23 protein-coding genes are annotated in these 21474 nt (G+C 64.7%); 2 read left to right on the plus strand and 21 right to left on the minus strand.

The window, feature by feature from the left end; all coding sequences use genetic code 11:
- Positions 1 to 17 precede the first annotated feature (17 nt).
- From fabG to FHR27_RS23730, 19 genes are all read right to left on the minus strand, one after another.
- Positions 18 to 746, minus strand: a complete 729-nt coding sequence (gene fabG, locus FHR27_RS23640; protein WP_042552270.1) for a 3-oxoacyl-ACP reductase FabG — start codon at positions 744 to 746, stop codon at positions 18 to 20.
- Positions 743 to 1213: an ApeP family dehydratase gene (locus FHR27_RS23645; RefSeq protein ID WP_156152650.1), complete on the minus strand. Its 471-nt coding sequence runs from the start codon at positions 1211 to 1213 to the stop codon at positions 743 to 745. The genes fabG and FHR27_RS23645 overlap by 4 nt, the downstream gene beginning before the upstream one ends.
- The gene (locus FHR27_RS23650) at positions 1210 to 2469 is read right to left on the minus strand and encodes a beta-ketoacyl-[acyl-carrier-protein] synthase family protein (protein ID WP_179539714.1); all 1260 of its coding nucleotides are present in this window, start codon (positions 2467 to 2469) and stop codon (positions 1210 to 1212) included. The genes FHR27_RS23645 and FHR27_RS23650 overlap by 4 nt, the downstream gene beginning before the upstream one ends.
- The gene (locus FHR27_RS23655; RefSeq protein WP_042552272.1) at positions 2466 to 2948 is read right to left on the minus strand and encodes a DUF3261 domain-containing protein; all 483 of its coding nucleotides are present in this window, start codon (positions 2946 to 2948) and stop codon (positions 2466 to 2468) included. Before FHR27_RS23655 ends, FHR27_RS23650 begins: the two co-directional genes overlap by 4 nt.
- Positions 2945 to 3673 (minus strand): class I SAM-dependent methyltransferase, encoded by a 729-nt coding sequence (locus FHR27_RS23660; protein ID WP_179539715.1) that lies wholly within the window; start codon positions 3671 to 3673, stop codon positions 2945 to 2947. The genes FHR27_RS23655 and FHR27_RS23660 overlap by 4 nt, the downstream gene beginning before the upstream one ends.
- A 10-nt stretch (positions 3674 to 3683) precedes the next feature.
- Positions 3684 to 4928, minus strand: coding sequence for an NAD(P)/FAD-dependent oxidoreductase (locus FHR27_RS23665; protein WP_042552274.1), 1245 nt, complete (start codon positions 4926 to 4928; stop codon positions 3684 to 3686).
- A complete protein-coding gene (locus tag FHR27_RS23670) occupies positions 4915 to 6063 on the minus strand; it encodes a sodium:proton antiporter (protein WP_042552275.1) in 1149 nt (382 codons plus the stop codon). Before FHR27_RS23670 ends, FHR27_RS23665 begins: the two co-directional genes overlap by 14 nt.
- On the minus strand, positions 6060 to 8402 hold the full coding sequence (locus FHR27_RS23675; protein ID WP_218878526.1) for an MMPL family transporter: 2343 nt from the start codon (positions 8400 to 8402) through the stop codon (positions 6060 to 6062). Before FHR27_RS23675 ends, FHR27_RS23670 begins: the two co-directional genes overlap by 4 nt.
- A complete protein-coding gene (locus FHR27_RS23680; RefSeq protein ID WP_042552277.1) occupies positions 8392 to 9000 on the minus strand; it encodes an outer membrane lipoprotein carrier protein LolA in 609 nt (202 codons plus the stop codon). The genes FHR27_RS23675 and FHR27_RS23680 overlap by 11 nt, the downstream gene beginning before the upstream one ends.
- The gene (locus FHR27_RS23685; protein WP_179539716.1) at positions 8997 to 9422 is read right to left on the minus strand and encodes an acyl-CoA thioesterase; all 426 of its coding nucleotides are present in this window, start codon (positions 9420 to 9422) and stop codon (positions 8997 to 8999) included. The genes FHR27_RS23680 and FHR27_RS23685 overlap by 4 nt, the downstream gene beginning before the upstream one ends.
- A gap of 89 nt (positions 9423 to 9511) precedes the next feature.
- On the minus strand, positions 9512 to 11053 hold the full coding sequence (locus FHR27_RS23690) for an HAL/PAL/TAL family ammonia-lyase (protein ID WP_042552279.1): 1542 nt from the start codon (positions 11051 to 11053) through the stop codon (positions 9512 to 9514).
- Positions 11034 to 11969 (minus strand): LpxL/LpxP family acyltransferase, encoded by a 936-nt coding sequence (locus FHR27_RS23695; RefSeq protein ID WP_042552280.1) that lies wholly within the window; start codon positions 11967 to 11969, stop codon positions 11034 to 11036. Before FHR27_RS23695 ends, FHR27_RS23690 begins: the two co-directional genes overlap by 20 nt.
- The gene (locus FHR27_RS23700) at positions 11969 to 12718 is read right to left on the minus strand and encodes a glycosyltransferase family 2 protein (RefSeq protein WP_179539717.1); all 750 of its coding nucleotides are present in this window, start codon (positions 12716 to 12718) and stop codon (positions 11969 to 11971) included. Before FHR27_RS23700 ends, FHR27_RS23695 begins: the two co-directional genes overlap by 1 nt.
- Positions 12715 to 14373: an acyl-CoA synthetase family protein gene (locus FHR27_RS23705; RefSeq protein WP_179539718.1), complete on the minus strand. Its 1659-nt coding sequence runs from the start codon at positions 14371 to 14373 to the stop codon at positions 12715 to 12717. The genes FHR27_RS23700 and FHR27_RS23705 overlap by 4 nt, the downstream gene beginning before the upstream one ends.
- Positions 14370 to 14915, minus strand: coding sequence for a hypothetical protein (locus FHR27_RS23710; protein ID WP_179539719.1), 546 nt, complete (start codon positions 14913 to 14915; stop codon positions 14370 to 14372). Before FHR27_RS23710 ends, FHR27_RS23705 begins: the two co-directional genes overlap by 4 nt.
- On the minus strand, positions 14912 to 15169 hold the full coding sequence (locus FHR27_RS23715) for an acyl carrier protein (RefSeq protein ID WP_042552284.1): 258 nt from the start codon (positions 15167 to 15169) through the stop codon (positions 14912 to 14914). Before FHR27_RS23715 ends, FHR27_RS23710 begins: the two co-directional genes overlap by 4 nt.
- Before the next feature lie 11 nt (positions 15170 to 15180).
- On the minus strand, positions 15181 to 15441 hold the full coding sequence (locus FHR27_RS23720) for a phosphopantetheine-binding protein (RefSeq protein WP_042552285.1): 261 nt from the start codon (positions 15439 to 15441) through the stop codon (positions 15181 to 15183).
- Positions 15422 to 16231: a lysophospholipid acyltransferase family protein gene (locus FHR27_RS23725; RefSeq protein WP_179539720.1), complete on the minus strand. Its 810-nt coding sequence runs from the start codon at positions 16229 to 16231 to the stop codon at positions 15422 to 15424. Before FHR27_RS23725 ends, FHR27_RS23720 begins: the two co-directional genes overlap by 20 nt.
- Entirely contained in the window at positions 16204 to 16917 is a 714-nt protein-coding gene (locus FHR27_RS23730; protein WP_042552286.1) for a beta-ketoacyl synthase chain length factor, read from the minus strand. Before FHR27_RS23730 ends, FHR27_RS23725 begins: the two co-directional genes overlap by 28 nt.
- 291 nt (positions 16918 to 17208) lie before the next feature.
- Here FHR27_RS23730 and FHR27_RS23735 point away from each other — a divergent pair, with 291 nt between their 5' ends.
- Complete coding sequence (locus FHR27_RS23735; protein ID WP_179539721.1) at positions 17209 to 17979, plus strand: ParA family protein; 771 nt, start codon at positions 17209 to 17211, stop codon at positions 17977 to 17979.
- 110 nt (positions 17980 to 18089) lie between these two features.
- Here the strand turns inward: FHR27_RS23735 and trxC are convergent, their stop codons facing one another.
- Entirely contained in the window at positions 18090 to 18524 is a 435-nt protein-coding gene (gene trxC / locus FHR27_RS23740) for a thioredoxin TrxC (protein ID WP_179539722.1), read from the minus strand.
- Between the two features lie 75 nt (positions 18525 to 18599).
- Complete coding sequence (locus tag FHR27_RS23745; protein WP_042552289.1) at positions 18600 to 19577, minus strand: sulfite exporter TauE/SafE family protein; 978 nt, start codon at positions 19575 to 19577, stop codon at positions 18600 to 18602.
- Between the two features lie 222 nt (positions 19578 to 19799).
- On the opposite strand from FHR27_RS23745, the gene FHR27_RS23750 reads away from it, so the two are divergent.
- Positions 19800 to 21263, plus strand: a complete 1464-nt coding sequence (locus FHR27_RS23750) for an alpha/beta hydrolase (RefSeq protein ID WP_179539723.1) — start codon at positions 19800 to 19802, stop codon at positions 21261 to 21263.
- Positions 21264 to 21474 lie beyond the last annotated feature (211 nt).

Here is a 21474-nt window from a genome sequence, read left to right on the forward strand (position 1 = left end):
TGCCACTTCGCTCTTGATCAACACAGACCGCCATTCACGGCGATTACCTGGCGGGTGATGTAAGCCGCCTCTTCGGACATCAGAAAATTCACCGTGCCGGCCACTTCTTCCGGAGTGCCCATGCGTGCCGCCGGGATCATCTTGAGAATTTCCTCGAGCGGTACGTGCTCGTCGAGAATCTCGGTGTCGATCAGCCCTGGCGCCACGCAGTTGACGGTGATCTTGCGTTTGCCCAACTCGATAGCCAGGGCCTTGGCTGCCCCGATGATACCGGCTTTGGACGCACTGTAATTGACCTGGCCGCGATTGCCGATCAGCCCGGAAACCGAGGTGATGCAGACGATACGCCCAGCTTTGCGGCGGCGCACCATGGGCATCGTCAACGGATGCAGGACATTGTAGAAACCGTCCAGATTTGTGCGCAGCACCACATCCCAGTCCTCTTCGCTGAGCGCCGGGAAGGCGCCGTCGCGGGTCAGGCCGGCATTGCACACGACGCCGTAATAGGCGCCGTGGGCTTCCACGTCTGCCTCCAGGGCGTTGCGGCAGGCCAGGCGGTCGGCCACGTCGAACTGCAGGATGCGGGCGCTCTGGCCGAGGGCTTCGATCTGCGCCTGCACCGCTTCGGCCTCGTCGCGGCGCGAGCGGCAGTGCAGCACCAGGTCATAACCGGCGCGGGCGAGGCGCAATGCAATGGCGCGGCCGATACCGCGGCTCGATCCGGTGACCAGAATGGTCTCGCTCATGCGGACGGCTCCTGAGAAAGGGGGGGTTCCTGAATGTAGGTGGCCACATCGCGGGGCTGAAACACGTTCAGCCTGGCCTCGACGAGTATGTCCGGGCCTTGCAGGCGGCATTCGAATACGCACATGCCGTTGTCGTCCTGCAGCGAGCGGGTAGCGGTGATGTGCAGTGTACTGCCGGCCGGGAAACGATCCACGTTGCAGGTGAAATTACGCGTGCCGAGCAGGAAACCGAGCTCCACCGGGCGGCCTTCCTGGCGTGCATGGCAACCCGCGAAGGCCGCCACGCTCTGGGCCATCAGCTCGATGCCGACCGACGCGGGCAAGCTGCCATCAGAATGGCTGAACAGCCCGCCCGGGCTTACTACCAGGCGAGTCTCTATATGCTCGGCGCCGAATGTCAGCACCTCGTCGATCAGAATCATGTCGCCAGCGTGGGGCACCAGCTCGGCGACGGGCCATACACTCACGGCAGGTCTCCTAGGGGCTGTTGGCGCTTCAGCGCACGTCGTGCGGAAGGGTCAACGGAGCCTAAAATCAAGGAAATGTTGTTGCCGCCAAAGGCGAACGAATTGCTCATCAGGTAACGGCGTCCATCCGTTGGCAGTGGAACGGGGGTGGTCGCTTCGACCAGGTTCAGGCGCGGCAGTTGCGTATCGGCCTGACCATCCCAGACATGAGGCGGCAAGCGATTGGCGGTGTTGTAATCACTCAGGGTCAGCCAGCAGAAGGCAGCCTCCAGTGCCCCGGCGGCGCCGAGGGTATGACCGGTCAGTGATTTGCTCGACGAACAGGCCACGCCGGCGGGAAACAGCGCCTGCACCGCCAGGCTCTCCATGGCGTCGTTATGGGTGGTGGCGGTGCCATGCAAGTTCAGATAGCTGATCTGCTCGGCCGCCAGGCCCGCAGCGCTCAGCGCCTTGCTCATGGCTTGCTGGGCACCGATGCCTTGAGGGTGCGGCGCAGAGATATGGTGGGCGTCGGAGCTGGCGCCGCCGCCGAGCAGGGCAATGCCCGGGGCATGATCGCCGTCGTGCGCGCGGGTCATCAGGAACAGCGCTGCGGCTTCACCGATATTGATCCCGTGGCGGTTGGCCGAGAACGGGTTGCAGCGCTCGTCGGATACCGCCTCCAGGCTGGCGAAACCGTTCAGGGTCAGCTTGCAGAGGCTGTCGACACCGCCGCACAGCACGGCATCGCACACGCCCAGTTGCAGCAGGCGCTGGGCACTGAGCAGGGCGCGAGCGCTGGAGGTGCAGGCGGTGGACTGGCAGTAAACCGGCCCACTCAGCCCCAGCCAGTCGGCGAGGAAGGTGGCCGGTGCGGCGATTTCCTGGTGGCTGTAGCGGTACTCGGCAGGCAGCACGCCGTCGTTCACGTAGGCAGCGATATGCTCGCCCGCTTCGGCGATGCCCGAGGTGCTGGTGCCGAGCATCACGGCGATGCGCCCGGCACCGTGCCGAGCGATGGCGGCCTGGATCTCGTCGTGGATTTCCAGCGCCGCGGCCAGCAGCAGTCTGTTGTTGCGGCTCGCGGCGTGTTCCTGGCCAGCGGGCATGTCCGGCAACGGCGTGTCGACCGCGCCGACGGTCACGCTGCGCTCCGGTATCCAGCCAGCCTGGCGGCGCATGCCGCTGGTGTCACCGGCGAACAGCGCATCGGCCACTGCCTGCTTGCCCTGGCCAAGGGCGCAGACCACGCCAAGGGCGTCGAGTCGAGCGATCATGGTTGTGTCTCCAAAGGGCTCACCTGGTAGCGCTGCTTGCCGTTATCCAGGCGGATGGCCAGCGGCGCCGTGTAGTGGATGCGCCAGTTGGGCGCGAGCCGACGGCTATCGGTGCCTTGCTGCTGCCAGTCGGCCAGATCGTAGGCGTGCGCCAGCTGATCGGCCGGGGTGAGGGCGAACAGCAGGGCGGCGAACAGTTCGCGGGCATCGCCGTTGGGCGGCAGCAGGCCGTCATTGTGCCAGGCGCCGGCGATCAGTGACTGTCGGGCCAGCGGCACGCCGAGCGGGTCGAACAGCGACCAGCGCAGGCTGCTGCCCTCCGCCTGAATCACCAGCAGCCAGTCCTGGCCCTCGGCGCTGCTCACCTGCAGCGAAATCGGCAGCGGGGCGACCAGCGCTGGTGATGAGTCGGGCAGCGGCGTGCGGGCGGCACAGGCCGTCAGCAACAGCGCGCAGGCGAGCAGCAACAGCTTGTTCATGTCGGCGTCTGCTCGAATGGTTTGCGCACCGCCGCATTGACCAGGGTTTCGTTGCGCTGGCCAAAGGGCTTGGGTCGGCGAATGCCCCAGCGTTCCAGCAGGCCGAAGTCCTGCGAACGGCTCCACCACAGGTAGGGGTAGGACACATTCCGCTCGCTGAACTCGAAGCCTTGGTCACGCAGCATGCCCAGGTATTCGTCGGCGCTCTTCTGCACCTCCATCGGGTGGCGGAACAGCCAGCGAATCACCCAGGTATCGATGTAGTACTTGGTCGACTCGGCGAACAGCAGCAGGCCACCGGGCTTGAGCACGCGCCAGAACTCGGCGAGGGCCTGTTCCTGCTCGACCAGATGGTGGAACGTCTGGTGACAGAAGAGGATGTCGACACTGGCATCGGGCAGTTGGATCGCCGCGCAGTCACTGACGATGAGCTGTACGTCCAGGCCCAGGCGCTGCGCTTCGGCGCGCGAGCAGTCGAGGCTGTGCGGGTCGGCATCCAGGCCGAGGATGCGGGCTGGCTGAAAGGCCCGCTGCAGCAGGGCGAACGATTTGCCCTGGCCACAGCCGGCGTCGAGCAGCACTGGAGTGTTCGGCAACGGGCCGCTGATCAGCCTGTGCAGATCGTCGATGGCCACGCGCAGCACATGGTGCTGCCACACGTGGCTTTGCAGAAACCAGAAACCGAAACCGGTTTCCTCTACATAGTTGGATGCGGCGCGATCCATCGCAATCTCCTCAGGCACTGGCGCACAGTTCGGCGAGAACCCGCAGGCGACGGCGTGGTTCGGCAACGTATGGGTTGCGCTCGTCCCAGGCATAGCCGGCGAGAATGGAACTGATCATGGCGCGGATTTCGGGCGAGGCATTGGGGTAATAGATCACGTCCTGGAAGCTGCCGTCGTACCAGCCTTCCACGTAGACGCGGAAGGTGTCGACGCCGCGTTTGAGCGGCACGGCGAAGTCCAGTTCCCAATCCACGCTTTCCCCGTTCAACTGGCGATGCAGCAGATTCGCGGCCATGCTCGCCGAGCGCATGGCGATGGTCACGCCGGAGGAGAACACCGGGTCGAGGAACTCGGCGGCATTGCCGAGCAGGGCGAAGCCAGGGCCGTGCAGGGTTTTGACATTGGCCGAGTAGCCCTTGATCTCGCCAACCGGGGTATCCCAGACGGCGTTGCCCAGCACCTTGGTCAGGCTCGGCGTTTCGGCGACGAACTGCTTGAGCGCCGCGTCCTTGTCCTCCGGGTAGCCGTCGAAGCGCTCGGCCAGGCCGACCACGCCGAGGGAGCAGCGACCGTTGCTGAACGGAATGGTCCAGAACCACACGTCGCGCAGGGTCGGGTGGGTGGTGATGAGGATCTTCTCGCGGTCGAAGGCCGGGTGATCGATACGGTCTTCGATATGGGTGAACAGCGCCTTGCGCATCGGCAGGTTGGACGGTAGCTCGAGGTCGAGCAGGCGCGGCAGCAGGCGGCCATAGCCACTGGCGTCGAGCACGAAGGTGCAGCGCACCTGGTACTCGTGGCCATCGGTCAGGCGACGCACCGACAGCAGCGGCTGCTCGCCGCTGAAGTCCACGGCGACGATTTCCTCTTCGTAGCGGATGGTCACGCCCTGGCGCTCGGCGTCGTCGGCGAGCACCTTGTCGAACGTGGCGCGCTGCACCTGGAAGGTCGAGCCGAAGCTTTTCGTGAAGGTCTCGCGGAAGTCGAAGTCGGTGTAGCGATCGTCCCAGGCGAAAGCCGCGCCGTGCTTGGTCTGGAAGCCAGCCGCGCGCACCGCGTCGATCATTCCGGCTTCTTCGACGAAGTCCAGGCAATGCGACAGCAGGCTTTCACCGATCGAGAACCGCGGGAAACGCTGGCGCTCGAGAATCAGCACCTCGTGGCCCTTGCGTTTGAGGATGGCGGCAGCGATGGCCCCGGATGGGCCGGCGCCGACTACGACGATCTGATGCTGTTGGACTTCAGGAGACTTCATAGCGGCTTTTCGCCTCGCGTGTGTATGCACGCCGACCCAGCAGGGCCGGCAGCAGGGTGGAGAACAGGCTCATCAGCAGCAGGCCGAAATAGACCATGGCATCGATCAGCTGCAATTGCAGGAGCAGGTTGAGGAAGACGATTTCGGTCAGCCCGCGGATATTCAGCAGCAGGCTTTCCTGCCACTTGATCCGCGCCGAGGCAGCGGGCTCGGCCCAATGCAGGCCAAGCCAACTGCCCAGCAGCTTGCTGGCCACTGGCGCCACCAGCAGTACGCCGACGGCGAGCCAGGAGTCCGAGGCGCCAATGCCATGGAAGTCCACGCGCAGGACGCCGCAAGTGAGGATCAGCGGAACGGCCAGGCCATTGATCAGCAGCTTCCATTGCCGCTCCGGCAGCGGCAGGCGGAACGGCACGCGGATCGCGGCGAGGCACAGCATGTAGGCGATGCCGAATACCAGAGCGTTGAGCTTGAGGTTGTGCAGCAGCACCATCAGGGCGAAGAACGGCAGGCTATAGAACAGCGGGTGGCGCAGCTTGAACAGGTGCAGCAGCAGTGGCAGGGCGGCAGCCAGCAGAGGCCACAGCAGGCTGATCGGATGGCTGCTGCCCTGGGCCAGGCCGAACAGGCTCCAGCACATGAAGTCCATCAGGATCGCCGCGTGCAGCAGGCGTCTGGTCGCTGCGGGCGGATAGTCGATGCTCTGCAGGAACAGGTAGAGCACCGGGATCGCGGTGATCGAGAACAACAGGCCGATACCCACCGCGCTCAGCCAGCCATAGTCACCGGGCAGTACCCATAGCGCACAGGCCAGGCCGGCCAGCAAGGGAATCAGAAAGCTTGGCAGAGCGATCTTCAGGCATGCCGGGCTCAGCTCCAGGTCGATCACATCGCTGAGGATATAGCCCAGCAGCAGAGCGAAGCACAGGCCGTAGAGCAGGTTTATCCAGATGGGCGCGAGCAGGTCGGCCGCACTGAGTTGCAGGTGCGGCTCGACCCAGCCGAGCAACAGCGCGGGTACCGCCAGGCTGGCGACCAGCAACTGGCCAACGATGGGGATCAGGCGACGACCGCCAACGATGCTGACCAAGGCGTAGATCGCCAGGGCCAGCAGCCAGAAACCAAGCACGGTCACGCGATGACCTCCTTGTCAGACCGTGTTGCGGCCCAGGGTGAGAGCATGAAGCAGAACATCAGCCCCAGGCTGATGGCCAGGCCGAAGTTGGCGATGGCGGGTGTCTGGCTGATCAGCAGCAGGCCGAACGACAGCCAGCTGGACACCGCCGAAAGCAGGGTGCCGAGCAGGCTGACGGCGGGGCCGCCGATATTTTCGCGCATCAGGATGGCGTAATCGACACCGATGGCAGTGATCAGCAGCAGGCCGAACAGGCTGAACAGGGTCAGTGGCTGGCCCAGCCAACCCAGGCAGGCCAGCGCTGCGAGGGCGGCCAGCAGCGGCAGGCAGACCACCCGCAGTGCGCCGCCGATGCCGAACGGGATGCACAGCAGCAGCACGATCGCCAGGCAGGAGATCAGCTTGAGTTCGGCGGCGCTGATCTGGGTGGCGGCGAACAGCTTGTTCAACTCGCCCAGGCGGTCGACCAGTTGTACGCCGTCGAGGCCGTCTGCGGCGGTTTGCAGCAGTGTGCTGTCGGTCTGCCCCTGCAGGCTGACGATGGCCGCCACGCCGCTGTCGTCGCGGCCGAGCCACAGGGTTCGCCACGGTTCGCCCAGCGGGCCGGCGAGGGCCTGATCCAGGCTGCTCTGCGGCTGTTCCAGCAACTGCTGCAGCTCAGCTTGCAAGGCGCTTGCCGGCACGCCCAGATCGAGCAGTGCCTGCCAGTGTTTCGGCAGTTCCGTCAGGGCAGTGCGCAGCGCCTGTAATTGTGCGTCAGGTGCTACCAGTTGGTTGAGCGACAGGTAGCTGCGCAACTGTTGGTTTTGCACCAGCGTATCCAGGCGTGCGCCCAGCGCCTGCTGGCGCTGCAGCAGTTGCGCCTCGTCGCTGGCGCGCACCAGGAAGAACTGGCTGGTGGGCTGCTGCCCGGTGAGTTCGACGATGCGTTGCGACTGGGCGAACAGCGCCGGGTCCTTGCCCAGCCATTGGCGCAGGTCGTTCTGGCTGTGCAGCTGCCAGATACCGCCAGCGCAGAACAGCAGGAACGCGCCGAGCAGCCAGAAATTGCCGTTGCCGCTCTGTATGCGGGAATGCCAGCTCAGCAGGCGTGTGGCAATCGCCAGCAAGCGAGGTGCCGGGCGCAGTCGCATGCCATCCAGCCAGGCGGGAAGCAGGCAGACCGAACAGAGGTAGGCCCCGATCAGGCCCGCAGCGGAGAACGCCGCGATCTGGGTGAGGGCCGGGAACGGCGTGAAGGCCAGTGCCAGGTAGCCGATCAGGTTGGTGCCCAGGCTCAGACTCAGGCCTGGCAGGGTACTGCGCAGCGCGCTCCAGCTGCGCCACTCCACATGGCCCCAGCTCTTGCTCAGGTAATGCAGCGGGTAGTCGGCCGCGACACCGATCAGGCTGGCGCCCAGTACCAGAGTCAGGGCATTGATCTGCCCGAAGATGAGCACGCAGGCGGCGCTGCCAGCCAGCAGGGCGACGCCGATGGGCAGCAGGCTGAGCAGGACGCGCGGGCGCCTGAATGCCAGCAGCAGAAGTAGCAGGGTACCAAGGCTGGCGGCACCGCCGATCAGGGTCATCTCGCCCATGGCCTTGCTCTGGCCTGCCGCGGCATACAGGGCACCACCGGTGGCGAGCAACTGGCCGCCCGCGGCCTCGGTGGTGGCACGCGCTGCCTGGATGCTCTGGGCGATGGCCAGTGGCGCCTGCATGTCGAAGGCGTCGCCGCGGCTGTGCAGGTTCAGCACCGCCCAGGTCATGCCTGATTCCTTGACCAACAAGGTGCCGCTGGCCAGATCCGGCTGTATGCGGCCGCCGAAATTCAATGCCTGTTGAGCACGCCCGCCGAGGCCGAGCCAGTCCTGTTCCGGGGCAAGCAGGCTGAAGGACGCGAAGGGGTCGAACAGCTCCCCAGTGCGCTGCTCGATGAAGGCTTGCGGGTGTTCGGTCAGTAACTGACGGTCGGCAGCAGGCAGCAGGTTGAGGCGGCTTTCACGCAGATCCTGGCGGAGCGCATCCAGATCGCTGTCGAGTGTCCAGCGCACCTTTTCGAAGTGACCGCTATCGCGCCATTGCTGACCGAGGGTCGCCGCGAGGTCCACGGCACGGTCGCGCTCGGGGTGGCCGACCAATACCAGCACATCGCGCTGAATGGGCTCCTGCATGCGCGCTTCGGCCTGTTGCAGGCGGGCATCGCCTGCGCCACTGGGCAGCAGGGCGAGCATGCTGGCTGCCACCGGCGGGCCGCTGCGCCACTGCCAGGCCGTCAGCGCGAGCAGCGCCAGCAGCAGCACGGCGAACAGCCGCGGCAGGCGGCGTTCGATAAGTGCTTTTCCAGGTTCAGCGGGCAAGATCACTGCGCTCCTGTTCGCTCAGGCTGTCGTCCACCACGCTGGCGGGCATGCGCATCAATGTGCGGTCGCCCTGGGTTTCGTGCAGTTCGATGCGCTCGACCAGATCGCCTCCGCTGATATCGATGCGGCTGAATACCTGCTTGAGCAGCATCGACGTCGGCAGCAGGGTCAGCGTCCAGGCCTTGGCGTCGCCGCTCAGTTGCAGGTCGAAATCCCGTGCCAGGCCGGTGTGGTCGCCCTTGAGCACGTCGAGAAAAAGGCGGCTCTGTTGCGCGGCAACGTCGCGCCCCGGCTGCATCTGCCAGCCGTCAGGAGTGCGTCGGGCGATCCCCTTGGAGTCGATACGGTAGTCCTGCTGCAGCGGCTTGCGCAGCTTCCAGAGCAGGCTGGCATCGGCGGTGAGCACGAACTCGCCGGTGCTGGTCAGGGGCTGGGGCAGGGCACGCAGATGCTTTTCCTGAATGAACGGCCCGCGCACCACGGCATGCTGGGAGAGCTGCTTGCCGAGTTCGTCGAGGGTCAGGGGCTCTGCCTGGCTGCACAGCGTGGTCAGCATCAGGCCGAGCAGCACAACGAAGCGCGTAGGTAACTTCATGCGATCACCCGCTGTACGGCATCGATGAACACCTGAGGGGAGGCCAGCTGCATCTCGCGGCTGGCTATTTCCACGGCCACCTGCACGCTGCTGCCGCGGGTCATGCGCTCGCCGGTAGCGGTGTCGCTGATCAGGTAGTGGATCTTCAGACGGTTTTCCCACTCCACCAGATCGGCGCACACGGTAATGCGCTGGCCGAACTGGGCACCGCGGATATAGCGCAGTTGCAGATCGATCACCGGCCAGGCGTAGCCACTGTCGCGCATCTGCGGGTAGCCGTGGTCGAGCCGGTCGAGCAGCGCACAGCGGGCCTGCTCGAAGTATTTGACGTAGTGGCCGTGCCAGACGATTTCCATCATGTCCACGTCGAAGAACGGCACGAGGATTTCCACCTCGGCCTGCAGAACGCCTTTAGCGCGCATGGGCGATGAGCTCCCCTGTCATGACATAGAATGTGGGAGCGCGCCATGCGCGCGATTCGCGGGCATGGCCCGCATCGGCATGAGGCGAATTACGCATACAGGCTCCAGTGCTGGGCACGGATACGCTGCAGGCACAGGCGCAGTTCGCCTTCCAGGGCGCGATCTTCGATCAGCGGCGGGAAGTCTTCGCCCAGCTGCCCGCGCATGTCCGCGAGGGCGGCCGGCAGAACGCTGGCTTCGGCGCGCTGGCGCAGCCAGACACCCTGATTGGCAGCCAGCAGCGTGGCCGCGGCGACCTGCTCGGCCAGCTCCAGGCTGCGCAGGGCGTCACGGGCGGCGATGGTGCCCATGCTCACCTTGTCCTGGTTGTGGCATTCGGTGGAGCGCGAGAACACGCTTGCCGGCAGGGTGTTCTTCAACGCCTCGGCCGTCCATGCGCTGGCACCGATCTGCACGGCCTTGAAACCGTGATTGATCATCGCGGTCTCTGCCGGGGCACCGGACAGGTTGCTTGGCAGGCCGTGGTTGTAACGGGTGTCGACCAGCAGGGCGAGCTGACGGTCGAGCAGGTCGGCGAGGTTGCCGATCAGGTTCTTCAGGCTGTCCATGGCGAAGGCGATATGCCCGCCGTAGAAATGCCCGCCGTGCAGTACGCGTTCCTCGTCGGGGTCGATCAGCGGGTTGTCGTTGGCGCTGTTCAGCTCGGTTTCGATGAACTGGCGCAGCAGCCCCAGGCTGTCGGCCAACACGCCAAGCACGTGTGGCGCGCAGCGGATCGAGTAGCGATCCTGCAGGCGGTGCAGCGGGGCGGTCGGCGCGTCGATGGCCAGGTCCTGGCGAATCCAGGCGGCCACCTGGTTCTGGCCCGGGTGCGGCTTGGCGGCGAACAGGCGCTCGTCGAAGTGTTCCGGGTTGCCCTGCAGGGCGATCACGTTGAGCGCGGTGATGCGTGTCGCCAGCTTGAGCAGGTAATCGGCGCGGGAATAGGCCTGGCAGGCCAGGGCGGTCATCACCGCGGTGCCGTTCATCAGCGCCAGGGCTTCCTTGGGGCGCAGCACCAGCGGCGTCCAGCCCAGTTCGGCGTGAACGTCAGCGGCGCTGCGGCGTTCGCCGCGATACATCACCTCGCGCTCGCCACACAGGGTCGCAGCGATGTAGGACAGCGGCGTCAGGTCGCCACTGGCGCCCACCGAGCCCTCTTCCGGAATCAGCGGCAGCACGTCGTGTTCGATGAACGCCTGCAGACGCTCCAGCAGCTCCAGGCGAACCCCGGACATGCCCTGGCAGAGCGACTGCAAGCGGGCCGCCAGCACCGCTCGGGTGGCCTGCTCGTCGAGCAGCTTGCCCAGGCCGCAACCGTGGAAGGTGTACAGATGACGGGGCAGCGCCTCGACCTGGTGCAGCGGTACCGCCACCACGCAGGAGTCGCCGTAGCCGGTGGTGATGCCGTAGATCATGCCTTCGCGGTCCAGCAGGCTGTCGACGAATCGCGCGCCGCGGCCAATGCGATCGCGCCATTCGGCACTGCTGTCCAGCTCGCCGCGCGCAGTGCGCTGGGCCAGGCCGACGATCTGTTCAAGACGCAGCGGCTGAGCGCCGAAGGTCACCGTTTCAGGCTGATTGGTTGTCATGGTCGTTCCAGAACGGATAGAAATTGAACCACTGCCGCGGGGCTTGCAGGCAGCGTTGGGCCAGGTGGTCGGCGTAGCGTTGTGCCCAGGCCTGGATGACCGCTTCGCGCTCGCTGCGCTTCCACTGCACGGCCTCGGTGAACGGCTGCAGCATGACCTTGTAGCGGCCATCGATCTTCAGGCAGTCGATCAGGTTGACCGGGCACTGCAACAGCCCGGCGAGCAGCCAGGGGCCCTGGGGCAGGGGCGCCGACTGGCCGAGAAAGTCCACGTTCACCGTACGCTCGCCGTGCAGTGGCACGCGATCGCCGGCGATTGCCAGCCATTCGCCGCGCTCCAGGTGATCGGCCAGGCGCATCATCACCGCCGGGTCCAGTTCGCTGACCTGAATCAGCCGCAGGTTGTTGGCACCGGTTTCCTTGAGCAGGCGATTGAACTGCTCGGCGTGCCGGGTGTGAACGAGCACGTTCATGCGCACCTGGGCGCTCAGCTCGGCCAGGGCACGGCACACTTCGAGGTTGCCCAGGTGGGCGCCGACCAGCAGCTGGCCGCGTGTTCCGCTCATCTGGCCGTGCAGCCCGTGCGGGTCGATCAGTTCGATGTCGCTGAAATTCAGGCGGCCGCTCCATACGTCCAGTTTGTCCAGCAGGCTGTCGGCGAAGGCCATGAACTGGGCGAATACCGAGCGACGGGTCGGGCGCAGCTCAGGGCGTGCGCTCCAGCTCGCCAGGTTGTTCTGATAGTGGCGAACGCTGCGCCGCGCCTTGGCACCGAACAGGAAGAAGTAAGCGACGATCAGATACAGCAGCGGGCTCAGTGCACGGCGGCCCAGGTAGCGGGAGGCCAGGGCGGTGAATTTCATAAGGGCGAAACTGCCGCGCTCGCGCTGGCCGGCCCAATGTCTGCTGCGGTCCATCAGCGCCACCGCCGGTAGAGCAGCATGGGCGCCCGGCAGAGCATGCCGAAGAACAGCCGCGCGTGCATTTTCGAGATCAGTACGTTGTCCTGCCACAGGCGGAAATGCGAGATGCCATCCGCGGGATAGTGCACGCGGGTCGGCAGCCAGCGCATCGGCTGCCCACGCCAGGACAGGCGCACGAGAATTTCCGAGTCGAAATCCATGCGCTTGCCGAGTTTCGCCGAGTCGATCAGCGCCACGCTGGCGGCCAGCGGGTAGACGCGAAAGCCGCACATGGAATCGCGGATCTGCAGCGACAGGCTGTTGATCCACACCCAGACGTGGGTCAGGTAGCGGGCGTAGAGGCGGCCCTTGGGCACGCTGGCGTCGTACTGCGGGTAGCCACAGACGATCGCCTCGGGATGGGCACGGGATTCGTCGAGAAAGGCCTGTACCGCCAGCAGGTCGTGCTGGCCATCGGCGTCCACTTGCAGGGCATGGCTGAACCCCAGGCGCTGCGCTTCGCGCAGGCCGGCCATTACCGCGCCGCCCTTGCCCTGATTCTCGGGCAAACGCAGCAGGTAGGTATCGGCTTCAGTCGCGAGCTTGTCGATTACTGCCGCGCAAGCGGCGCTGGATGCATCGTCGACCAGCACGCAAGGCAGCCCGGCTTCGAGCAGGGCTGCGACCACTGCGGGCAACGCATGCTCATGGTTGTACACCGGGATCAGCGCGCAAGGGCGGTGAGCGGCAGCAATCGGTGTCATGGCGCGGCCTTGAGCAGGATGCGGCCGGAGGAGCAGTTGGCCTCGCCGTTGCGGAAGGTGAAGTACAGCTTGTTGCGCTCGGCGTCGAAACGCAGGGTCAGCTGCAGGCGGTCGCCAGGGCGCACCAGTTGCTGGAACTTGAGCACTTCCATGCCGCCGAACAATGGCGGCAGATCGCTGATCAGGGTACGCGCCAACTGTTGCGCCCAGTCGATCTGCACCACACCTGGCAGCACCGGCGTGCCCGGAAAGTGGCCGCTGAAGTGCGCCAGATCCAGGGGCACGTCCAGCTCCAGATGCCACTCGCCTTGCTCTTCCCGTGCGCTGATCGGCGCGACCCGCGTGGGGCGGTCGGCGGCCAGCAGGTCGTTGACCTGCGCCTGACCCAGCTTGCCCTGGCTGCTGTACGGCAGATGGGGCAGCAGCCGCCAGCGGCGTGGCAGGGCGATGGGTTCGCAATGGCCGGCCAGGTGCTGGCGCAGGCCCTCGGTCAGATGGCGACGGCCCTGATTACGCAGCACGTGCAGGCCTTCCGGAGACAGCGCCACCAGTGCGCCGAGAAAGGCACGGCCCTGCTGCAAGACGCCAAGGCGCGCTTCACTGACCCAGTCATGCAGCGCCAGGGCCTGCTCCAGCAGGGGCAGGGAAATGCGTTTTTCTTCCAGTTTGACGATGCGGTCCAGACGTGCGCCGAGCATGAAGCGGCCATCAGCCTCGATTTGTGCGGCATCGGCCATCTGTTCCCAATGCCCGGCAGGCAGATAAGGCGAGCTCAGGCGCAGTGCGCCTTCGTCGTTCAGCTCGAGCTTCACGTCAGCGAACGGCAGCCAGTGCTCTCCGCCCTGACGCCAGGCGATGCCACCGGTTTCCGAACTGCCGTAGATTTCCGTCGGCCACTGGCCCAGGCGCTGCTGCACGGAGGCGGCCGCTTCGGCTGGCAATGCGCCGCCGGAAGAAAATACCTGACGCACGCGGCTCAGTGCCGGCCAGTCCAGGTTGTCGCCCATGCGCTTGAGCAGCGCTGGGCTGGTGATCCAGGCGAAAGCCGGATGAGGCAGGCTGGCCAGTTGCAGGTCTTCAGGAAAGGGCAGCGCCCTGGGCAGAAATACCCGTCCGGCGCACAGCGGCCAGAGCACGCGGAACAGCAGCCCGTAGATGTGCTGAGCGGCCACGCTGCCGATGATCAGGGCATCGCCGAGGCGTTCGCCCCACAGTGTTTCCAGTGCCTGCACTTCGTTGGCCAACTGGCCAAGGCTCTTGTCGATCAGTTTGGGTTCGCCGCTGGAGCCCGAGGTGCACAGGGTCAGGTGGCAGCGCTCACGATCCAGCGGGCGGGCGGCCAGGGGGGCAGCAGCCATCGAGTCATCGAGGTGCTCCAGCCAAAGGTCGGCCTGGGCACCAAGGCGCTGGCGCGTCTGCTGCTGCGCATCGGCAGGCAGCAGGACGTGAATGTCGGCCTGCCAGGCGGCGAGCAGGGCAATGGCCAGCTCGGAGGCGTCTTCCAGGTGCAGGGCGATGCGCTTCACACCCGCTGCCTGCCAGTGTGCCGCCAGGCTCAGAGCTCGCCCGCACAGCTGCGCGTGATCGAGCGTCGGGGTTACCTGGCGGCTGGCGTCCGCCTCCAGCAGCAGGTTTTCAAGGCTCAGCCAGTTCATGCGAATCTCCTTACACGTTGACGCACCAGCCATTCGCCGGCGAATAGCAGGCCCATCAGCAGGTAAGAAATCAGCCCGGTGTAGAGTGTCCACCAGGACAGCGGTGCCCACAGGTTCAGGGCCACCACCACCAGGCCGTTGGCGAGCAGGAACACTGCCCAGACTTCGGTCACCCGGCGGGTGTACTGCACCGCGACCTCTGGCAAATCGGGCTCGCGCAGGCGTGCCAGGCGTTCAGCTATCGGCATGCCGATCTTCAGGCTGCCGGCGAACAGCGCCAGCAACAGGGCGCTGACCAGTACCGGGTACCAGCGCAGCAGCGCCGGCTCATCGGCCAAGGCCAGCAACAGGCAGAACACCAGCACCGCACCGGTCATCCTGCGGCTGTTGCGATCATTCGGGTTGGCGAGCAGGCGGGCCAGCCAGAGGCCGCCGAGCAGCCCGGCGAACACCGCGGGCGAAAGATGGCCCGCGCCGAAATACACGGCGAACGGATAGGCCACGCTGGCCAACGCTACCAGCAGGCCGAGCAGACGGCTCATGCCGGTTCCGCATTGACCAACTGGTAGACCGCTTCGACCACGTCACCGACGGTACGTACCGACTTGAACGCTTCGGCGGCAATCTTCTTGCCGGTCTGGCGCTTGATATGGTCGATCAGATCGACGGCATCGATGCTGTCGATTTCCAGGTCTTCGTACAGGTTGGCATCCAGGCTGATTCGCTCGGGGCTCAGCTCGAACAGCTCTACCAGGGCGTCGCGCAAGGTGGCGAAGATTTCGTCACGGGTTTGCATGGTGTCCTTCCTCAGGCTGCCTGGCGGCTGGCAACGAAGGCTGCCAGGCTGGCCACGTTGGCGAAGTGGGTGCGGGTGTCCTTGGCTTCGGCATCGATCTTGATGCCGAAACGCTTCTGGATCGCCAGACCCAGCTCCAGGGCGTCGACCGAGTCTAGGCCAAGGCCTTCACCGAACAGGGTGAGGTCGTCGTCGATGTCCTGGGGGGTGATGTCTTCGAGTCCCAGGGAGTCGATGATCAGGTGTTTGATTTCAAGCTGTAGAGCGCTCATCTCTTGCGAGCTCCTTTATGAAATGCTGATGCAAATGGTCGTTGAGTTTGCGAGACGCTACCGGTGCAGCACCCATCGCGCTGAACTGGGCCGGATCGATGTCCTCACCCACGCGCAGGTGAATGTGGAAGCGCCGCGCTGGAATTCGGTACCAGGGCTCTGCCTTGGTCAGGGTGGTAGGTGTGACGCTGATGACCACCGGGGTAATCACACGGGCGCCACGCAAGGCGATGGCCGCGGCACCCCGGTGGAACTCCGGTGCACAGCCTGGCGTGGTGCGCGTGCCTTCAGGAAAGATGACCAGCGTCTGGCCTTGCTGCAGTACACCGGCCGCTTCATCGAGCATGTCCATGCTGCCGCTGTTGCTGATGTAACCCGCGGAGCGGATCGGCCCACGCATGCAGGGGTTGTTCCACAGGCTTTGCTTCACCACGCAGTTGGCATTGCGAGTGAAGGCGATGGTCACCACCACATCGATCAGCGAGGGGTGATTGGCGATGATCATCTGTCCTGGGCGGCCCAGGCGTTCGGCATGCTCGACTTCATAGGTGAGCACGCCACTGCGGTGCATGAACTTGACGAAGGTGCGGAAATTCCAGCTCACCACCTGGCGGGCGCGACGCTGCTGAGCCGCGGCACCGCCCGGCAGCAATGACAGCACGGGAAACACCAGCACACGCAGCACCACGCCGCCGATGCCGAACAGGGTAAAGCTCGCCGCCGTCGCGATCAGTCGCCACCAGTAGGGCGCGCTGTAGCGCCTCACGGGCTTTTGTGTGACCAGGTCCATTGGCGCTCTTTCCAGGTGTGTTCGAGGGTTGTGCAGCCGTTGCACAGGCCTTGTATCAGGCTCAGTGGATGCGGCCACGGCGCGCGTGGGCCGGTGCCCGTGCGCAGTTGCAAACTCCAGTCTTCGCCTGGCACCAGCAGCAGAGCCAGTGCATAGGGGAATGGAACATCGTCAATAAACGAGGCGTAAAGTTCCGGCTGGGCCTCTTCTCCGATCACCAGCAGCACTGCCGGTGCGCCATCGGCGAGCAGCGTTGCGGCTTCGAGCATGGCCATTTCCAGGCCATCGCCTTCTCCGGCCAGCGCGGTCATCTCGCTGGTATCGCCGCGCAGGATCGACCATTGACCGATGATCGCGTTGTGCACAGAAAGACTGAACTGTGTCGGCGACAGCGGTTCTGCTACTGCAAGGTCCTGGAGAATGGCCAGGTTGCGCGGGGTTTCGCCATGACGTGACGCGAACACCAGTGGCAAGGCCGAGTGACCTTCGGCAAGCGGCCAGGCGACCTGGAAAACCATGCGAGCCAAACGGCTCAAGCGACGGCGTTGCAGGGCCGGCAGAAAGCTGACATCCGGGCTCTCGCCAGAATCGTGCAGGTGCTCGGGCGCCTTGCTCCAGGCGAGCCAGTCATCCGTACTGTCCAGGCCGGGGGCCCAGGCACGCCATTGATCGATCCTGAAATGCATTTCTAGATGGAACTCTGCTTGGCCCGCCGGGCATTCCTTGTCTGTACGACTGCCCTGTGCGACAAGAGCCTTGTCGATGGGAGCGATGCTGCACTGCCATTATCCGGGTGATAACTTGGCCCCGCAAACATTAAGTAGCGATTTTCTGATGTATGACGCGTTTCACCGCGTTTCTCGCTACTGTCAAGAACATATGCCTAGTATCAATGTACTAGGGGCTTTGGAGGTTTCGGTGCTACCACGCGGTTTGCGCTGAAAGTCCGGCGGACCCGGCTCAATATGGAGGTGCAGATGCGGCGCGTGGTTTTCAATCAGAAGGGTGGAGTGGGCAAATCCAGCATTGCCTGCAACCTGGCGGCGGTGAGTGCCTCCCAGGGTTATCGGACGTTGCTGGTCGATCTGGATGCTCAGGCCAATTCGTCCCACTACCTGACCGGGCTGACCGGTGACGATATCCCCATGGGCATCGCCGACTTCTTCAAGCAGACCCTGTCCAGCGGGCCGATTTCCAGGAAGAGCAAGGTCGATATCTACGAAACGCCGTTCGAGAACCTGCATGTGATCACCGCCACGGCCGAGCTGGCGGAACTGCAGCCCAAGCTGGAGCAGAAGCACAAGATCAACAAGCTGCGCAAATTGCTCGAAGAGCTTTCCGAGGACTACGAGCAGATCTATCTGGATACGCCGCCAGCGCTGAATTTCTATACGGTTTCCGCATTGATTGCCGCCGATCGCGTGTTGATTCCCTTCGATTGCGACACCTTCTCGCGCAACGCCCTGTTTGGCTTGCTGCGCGAGATCGAAGAGCTGAAGGAGGATCACAACGAAACGCTGGAAGTGGAGGGCATCGTGGTCAACCAGTTTCAGCCGCGTGCTTCGCTGCCGCAGCAACTGCTCGACGAGCTGATCGCCGAAGGGCTGCCGGTGCTGCCGGTGAACCTGATGAGCTCGGTGAAGATGCGTGAATCACACCAGGCCTGCACGCCGTTGATCTATCTCGACCCCCGGCACAAACTCACTCAGCAGTACGTCGAGCTGCACGACCTGTTGCAGCAGCGCTGATCGCGTCAGGCCAAGGCTTTGCTATCACTGCCCTCAACCACAGGCGACGGTGATGCTGCTCTAGGTCACGCAGGGAGACCCGGCTGAGGCAGGGTACGCACTGCTCATGGTCAAACGCCCTGAGTGTTCAACCAGGCGAGCAGTTGCGGCAGGGGCAGGGCGCCGCTCTGCCTGGCCACTTCCTTGCCGTCACGAAACAGAATCAGACTGGGAATCGAGCGGATACCCAGCTGGGTGGAGAGCTGTGGGTTGGCCTCGCTGTCCAGCTTTCCCAGTCGGCAGCGGGTACGCAGTTCGCTGGCCGCCTGCGCGAAAGTCGGTGCGAAACTGCGGCAGGGGCCGCACCACGAGGCCCATACGTCGACCAGCAACGGCAGGTCGCCCTTGAGTTGTGCGGCGAAGTTGCCCTGGCTGAGGTCGAACGGCGCACCCGGAAGCACCTCGGCCTTGCAGTGGCCACAACGCGGCGCCTCGCTCAGGCGGGCCGCAGGAATGCGGTTCAGGCTACTGCAACGGGGGCAGGGGATGATCGGCGAATCGCTCATGACAGGCTCCGGAAAGTCATTCAAGTCTCCGCAGACTATGGACTGCGCCCTGCCATCGCAAGGCGCACCTCATGCTCAGGTCAGGCTGGCGTAGATGTTGTAGGCACTGATGCAGGTGATCAGACAGCCGACGATGGTCAGCAGGGTACGTGCCGACAGCGTCTTGCACAGCAGGGCCGCCAGCGGCGCGGCGAACATGCCGCCGAACACCAGGCCGGCGACCATCAACCAGGTATCCGGCTGACCCGCCAGGAGGATGAAGGATGTTGCACTGGTGATGGTCAGGAAGAATTCGGCGAAGTTGACCGAGCCGATGGTCGTGCGCGGGTCGCTGCCCGAGCCGAGCAGGCTGCTGGTGACCACCGGGCCCCAGCCACCACCGCCAGCGGCGTCGACGAAACCGCCGAACAGCGCCAGCTTGCCGACGTGTTTTGGCTCCTTCCTGACCAGCCTCACGTGACGATAGGCCTTGTGCAGGATGTACAGGCCCATCAGCAGCAGGTAGGCGGAGATGAAGGGCTTCATCACGTCGCCATCGAAGGTGGTGATCAGCACCGCACCGAGAATCGCACCGATGATGCCCGGCAGCAGCAGGCGTAGAAACAGCGCCTTGTTGACGTTGCCCAGTTTGGCGTGGGAAATCCCCGACAGCCCGGTGGTGAACACTTCGGCGATGTGCACGCTGGCGCTGGCGGCAGCGGGTGTGGCGCCGGTACTGAGCAGGAAGGTCGTGGCAGTGATGCCGTAGGCCATGCCCAGCGCACCGTCGATGACCTGTGCGAAGAAGCCGACTGCCACGGCGCTCCAGAAGGCGCGACTGGTCAGCGCATCTTCGATGATCTCCAGGCCGGTGCTTTCGTGGTTGCCGAAGAACAGGCGCCAGGCGAGGAACAGCAGCAGGCCAGCCAGGGTGAGGATGGCGAACCACATGGCGGCGCGCAGGATCGGGTGGTTGTCCGGGTGGGAGACGTGGTCTTCCAGGGGGGGTAATCCCAGTGCCTGGTGTTCGTCGTTGACCGGGCTGTTGCTGAGATCGAGATTGCGAATTTTCATGCAGTGCAAAGGCCTGACAGCGGGTGGTAGAACAGGCGAGTTGAAGCGGCGCGACGATAAACGGCTTTTGCCTGCAGGTCTAAGAACCTTTGGAAAGGTCTATATGCCTATTCGGTTTAATAGATAAGCAAATGCTCGCCAGTCGGCTATACCAAGACTGCGTGCCAGCGTTCGCGTGCGGCGAGGGTTATCATGGATCGTTTGCGGGGGAGAGGTTGAGGCATGAAGGCAGCGGTGAAAAAGTGGGTGCGCCTGACCGGGCTGGTAGTTGCCGTGACTGCCATGACCTTCTTCGCCCTGCGGATTTACGACGCCCAGAGCAAGCCTGATCTGAGCCCCTGGCATACCTTCGTGCCCCACGAGCTGAATGCCGATGAACTGGACTCCGCCAGTTGGCAGGATTACCTGCTGGCCGAACAGGCACTGTTCGCCTCGCTGCCGGACAAGGTCTACGAGCGCCTCGACGATGCCGAGCGCGTGCCGGACAACCGCTACTTCGCGGACAGCCCGCTGAATGCCTCGCGCTTCGAATGGGACTGGAACCGATCCTACGTGCTGGAGCCCGATGGCGAGCCGAAAGGCGCCGCCGTGATGCTTCACGGGCTGACCGACTCACCCTACAGCCTGCGCCACATCGCCAAGCTGTATCGCGACGCCGGTTTCATCGTCGTCGGCCTGCGTCTGCCGGGGCACGGCACCACGCCCGGCGCGCTTACCGACGTGACCTGGCAGGACTGGCTGGCCGCCACGCGCCTGGCCGTTCGCGAGGCCAGGCGGCTGACCGGTGCCGGTGACCCGCTGCATCTGGTCGGCTATTCGGCAGGCGGTGGTCTGGCGCTCAAGTACGCTCTCGATGCCCTCGGTAACGATGAACTGGCGCGGCCGGATCGATTGACCCTGATCTCGCCGATGATCGGCGTGGCCGGTTATGCCCGCTTCGCCGGGCTGGCGGGGCTGCCTGCCATATTCCCGGCTTTCGCCAAGGCCGCCTGGCTGGATGTACTGCCCGAGTACAACCCGTTCAAGTACAACTCCTTCGCCCTCAACGCGGCGCGGCAGTCCTACCTGTTCACCTCGGCCCTGCAAGAGCAGATCGCCACGTTGAGCCAGCGCGGTGCTTTGCAGGGGCTGCCGCCGCTGCTGACGTTCCAGTCGCTGGTCGATTACACGGTCAGCACGCCCGCGGTGGTCGACGCCCTGTACGCTCATCTGCCCGCCAATGGCAGCGAACTGGTGCTGTTCGACCTCAATCGATTCGTCGACTTCGGGCCGTTGCTCGGTGCTCATGCCAAATCACCTACCGACTTGCTGCCAGCCACGCCGCGTCATTACCGCACCACGCTGATCGGCAATACCTCGTCGCAGACGCTGGATGCTGCCGCCCGTATCACCGAAGCCGGTGCCACTGAGGAACAGGTGATACCGCTCGGCCTGGCATTCCCCCGTGAAGTGTTCTCGCTGTCCCACGTCGCCCTGCCATTTCCGCCGAGCGACTCGTTGTACGGCTTGCAGCCTGACGAGCCGGAGGATTACGGCGTGCACCTCGGCGCGTTGTCCGTGCGTGGTGAGCGAGGGGTGCTGCTGGTCAGCATGGAAGCCCTGCAGCGGGTGACGTCCAATCCGTTCTATTCCTATATGGTTCAGCGACTGGCTGAGCATGCCGGGTTCGAGGCGGCCAGGCAGTAGTTCGCATCGCCCAGGCGGGGGCGCGCGAGCTAGGCGCGCTCTGTAGGCGACGACCCTTCGGCGAAGGTTACGCAATAACCATCATCGCATCGCCCGCAAGCGGGCTCCTACGGAGTTGGTGACGCACCCGACCATGTAGGAGCCGGCTTGCCGGCGAATGGCGGCCACGGCGCGTGCTTGCGAAATGACCATCATCGCATCGCGCCTAAAT

The sequence above is a fragment of the Pseudomonas flavescens genome (genome assembly GCF_013408425.1).
GTDB classification, from domain to species: domain Bacteria; phylum Pseudomonadota; class Gammaproteobacteria; order Pseudomonadales; family Pseudomonadaceae; genus Aquipseudomonas; species Aquipseudomonas fulva_A.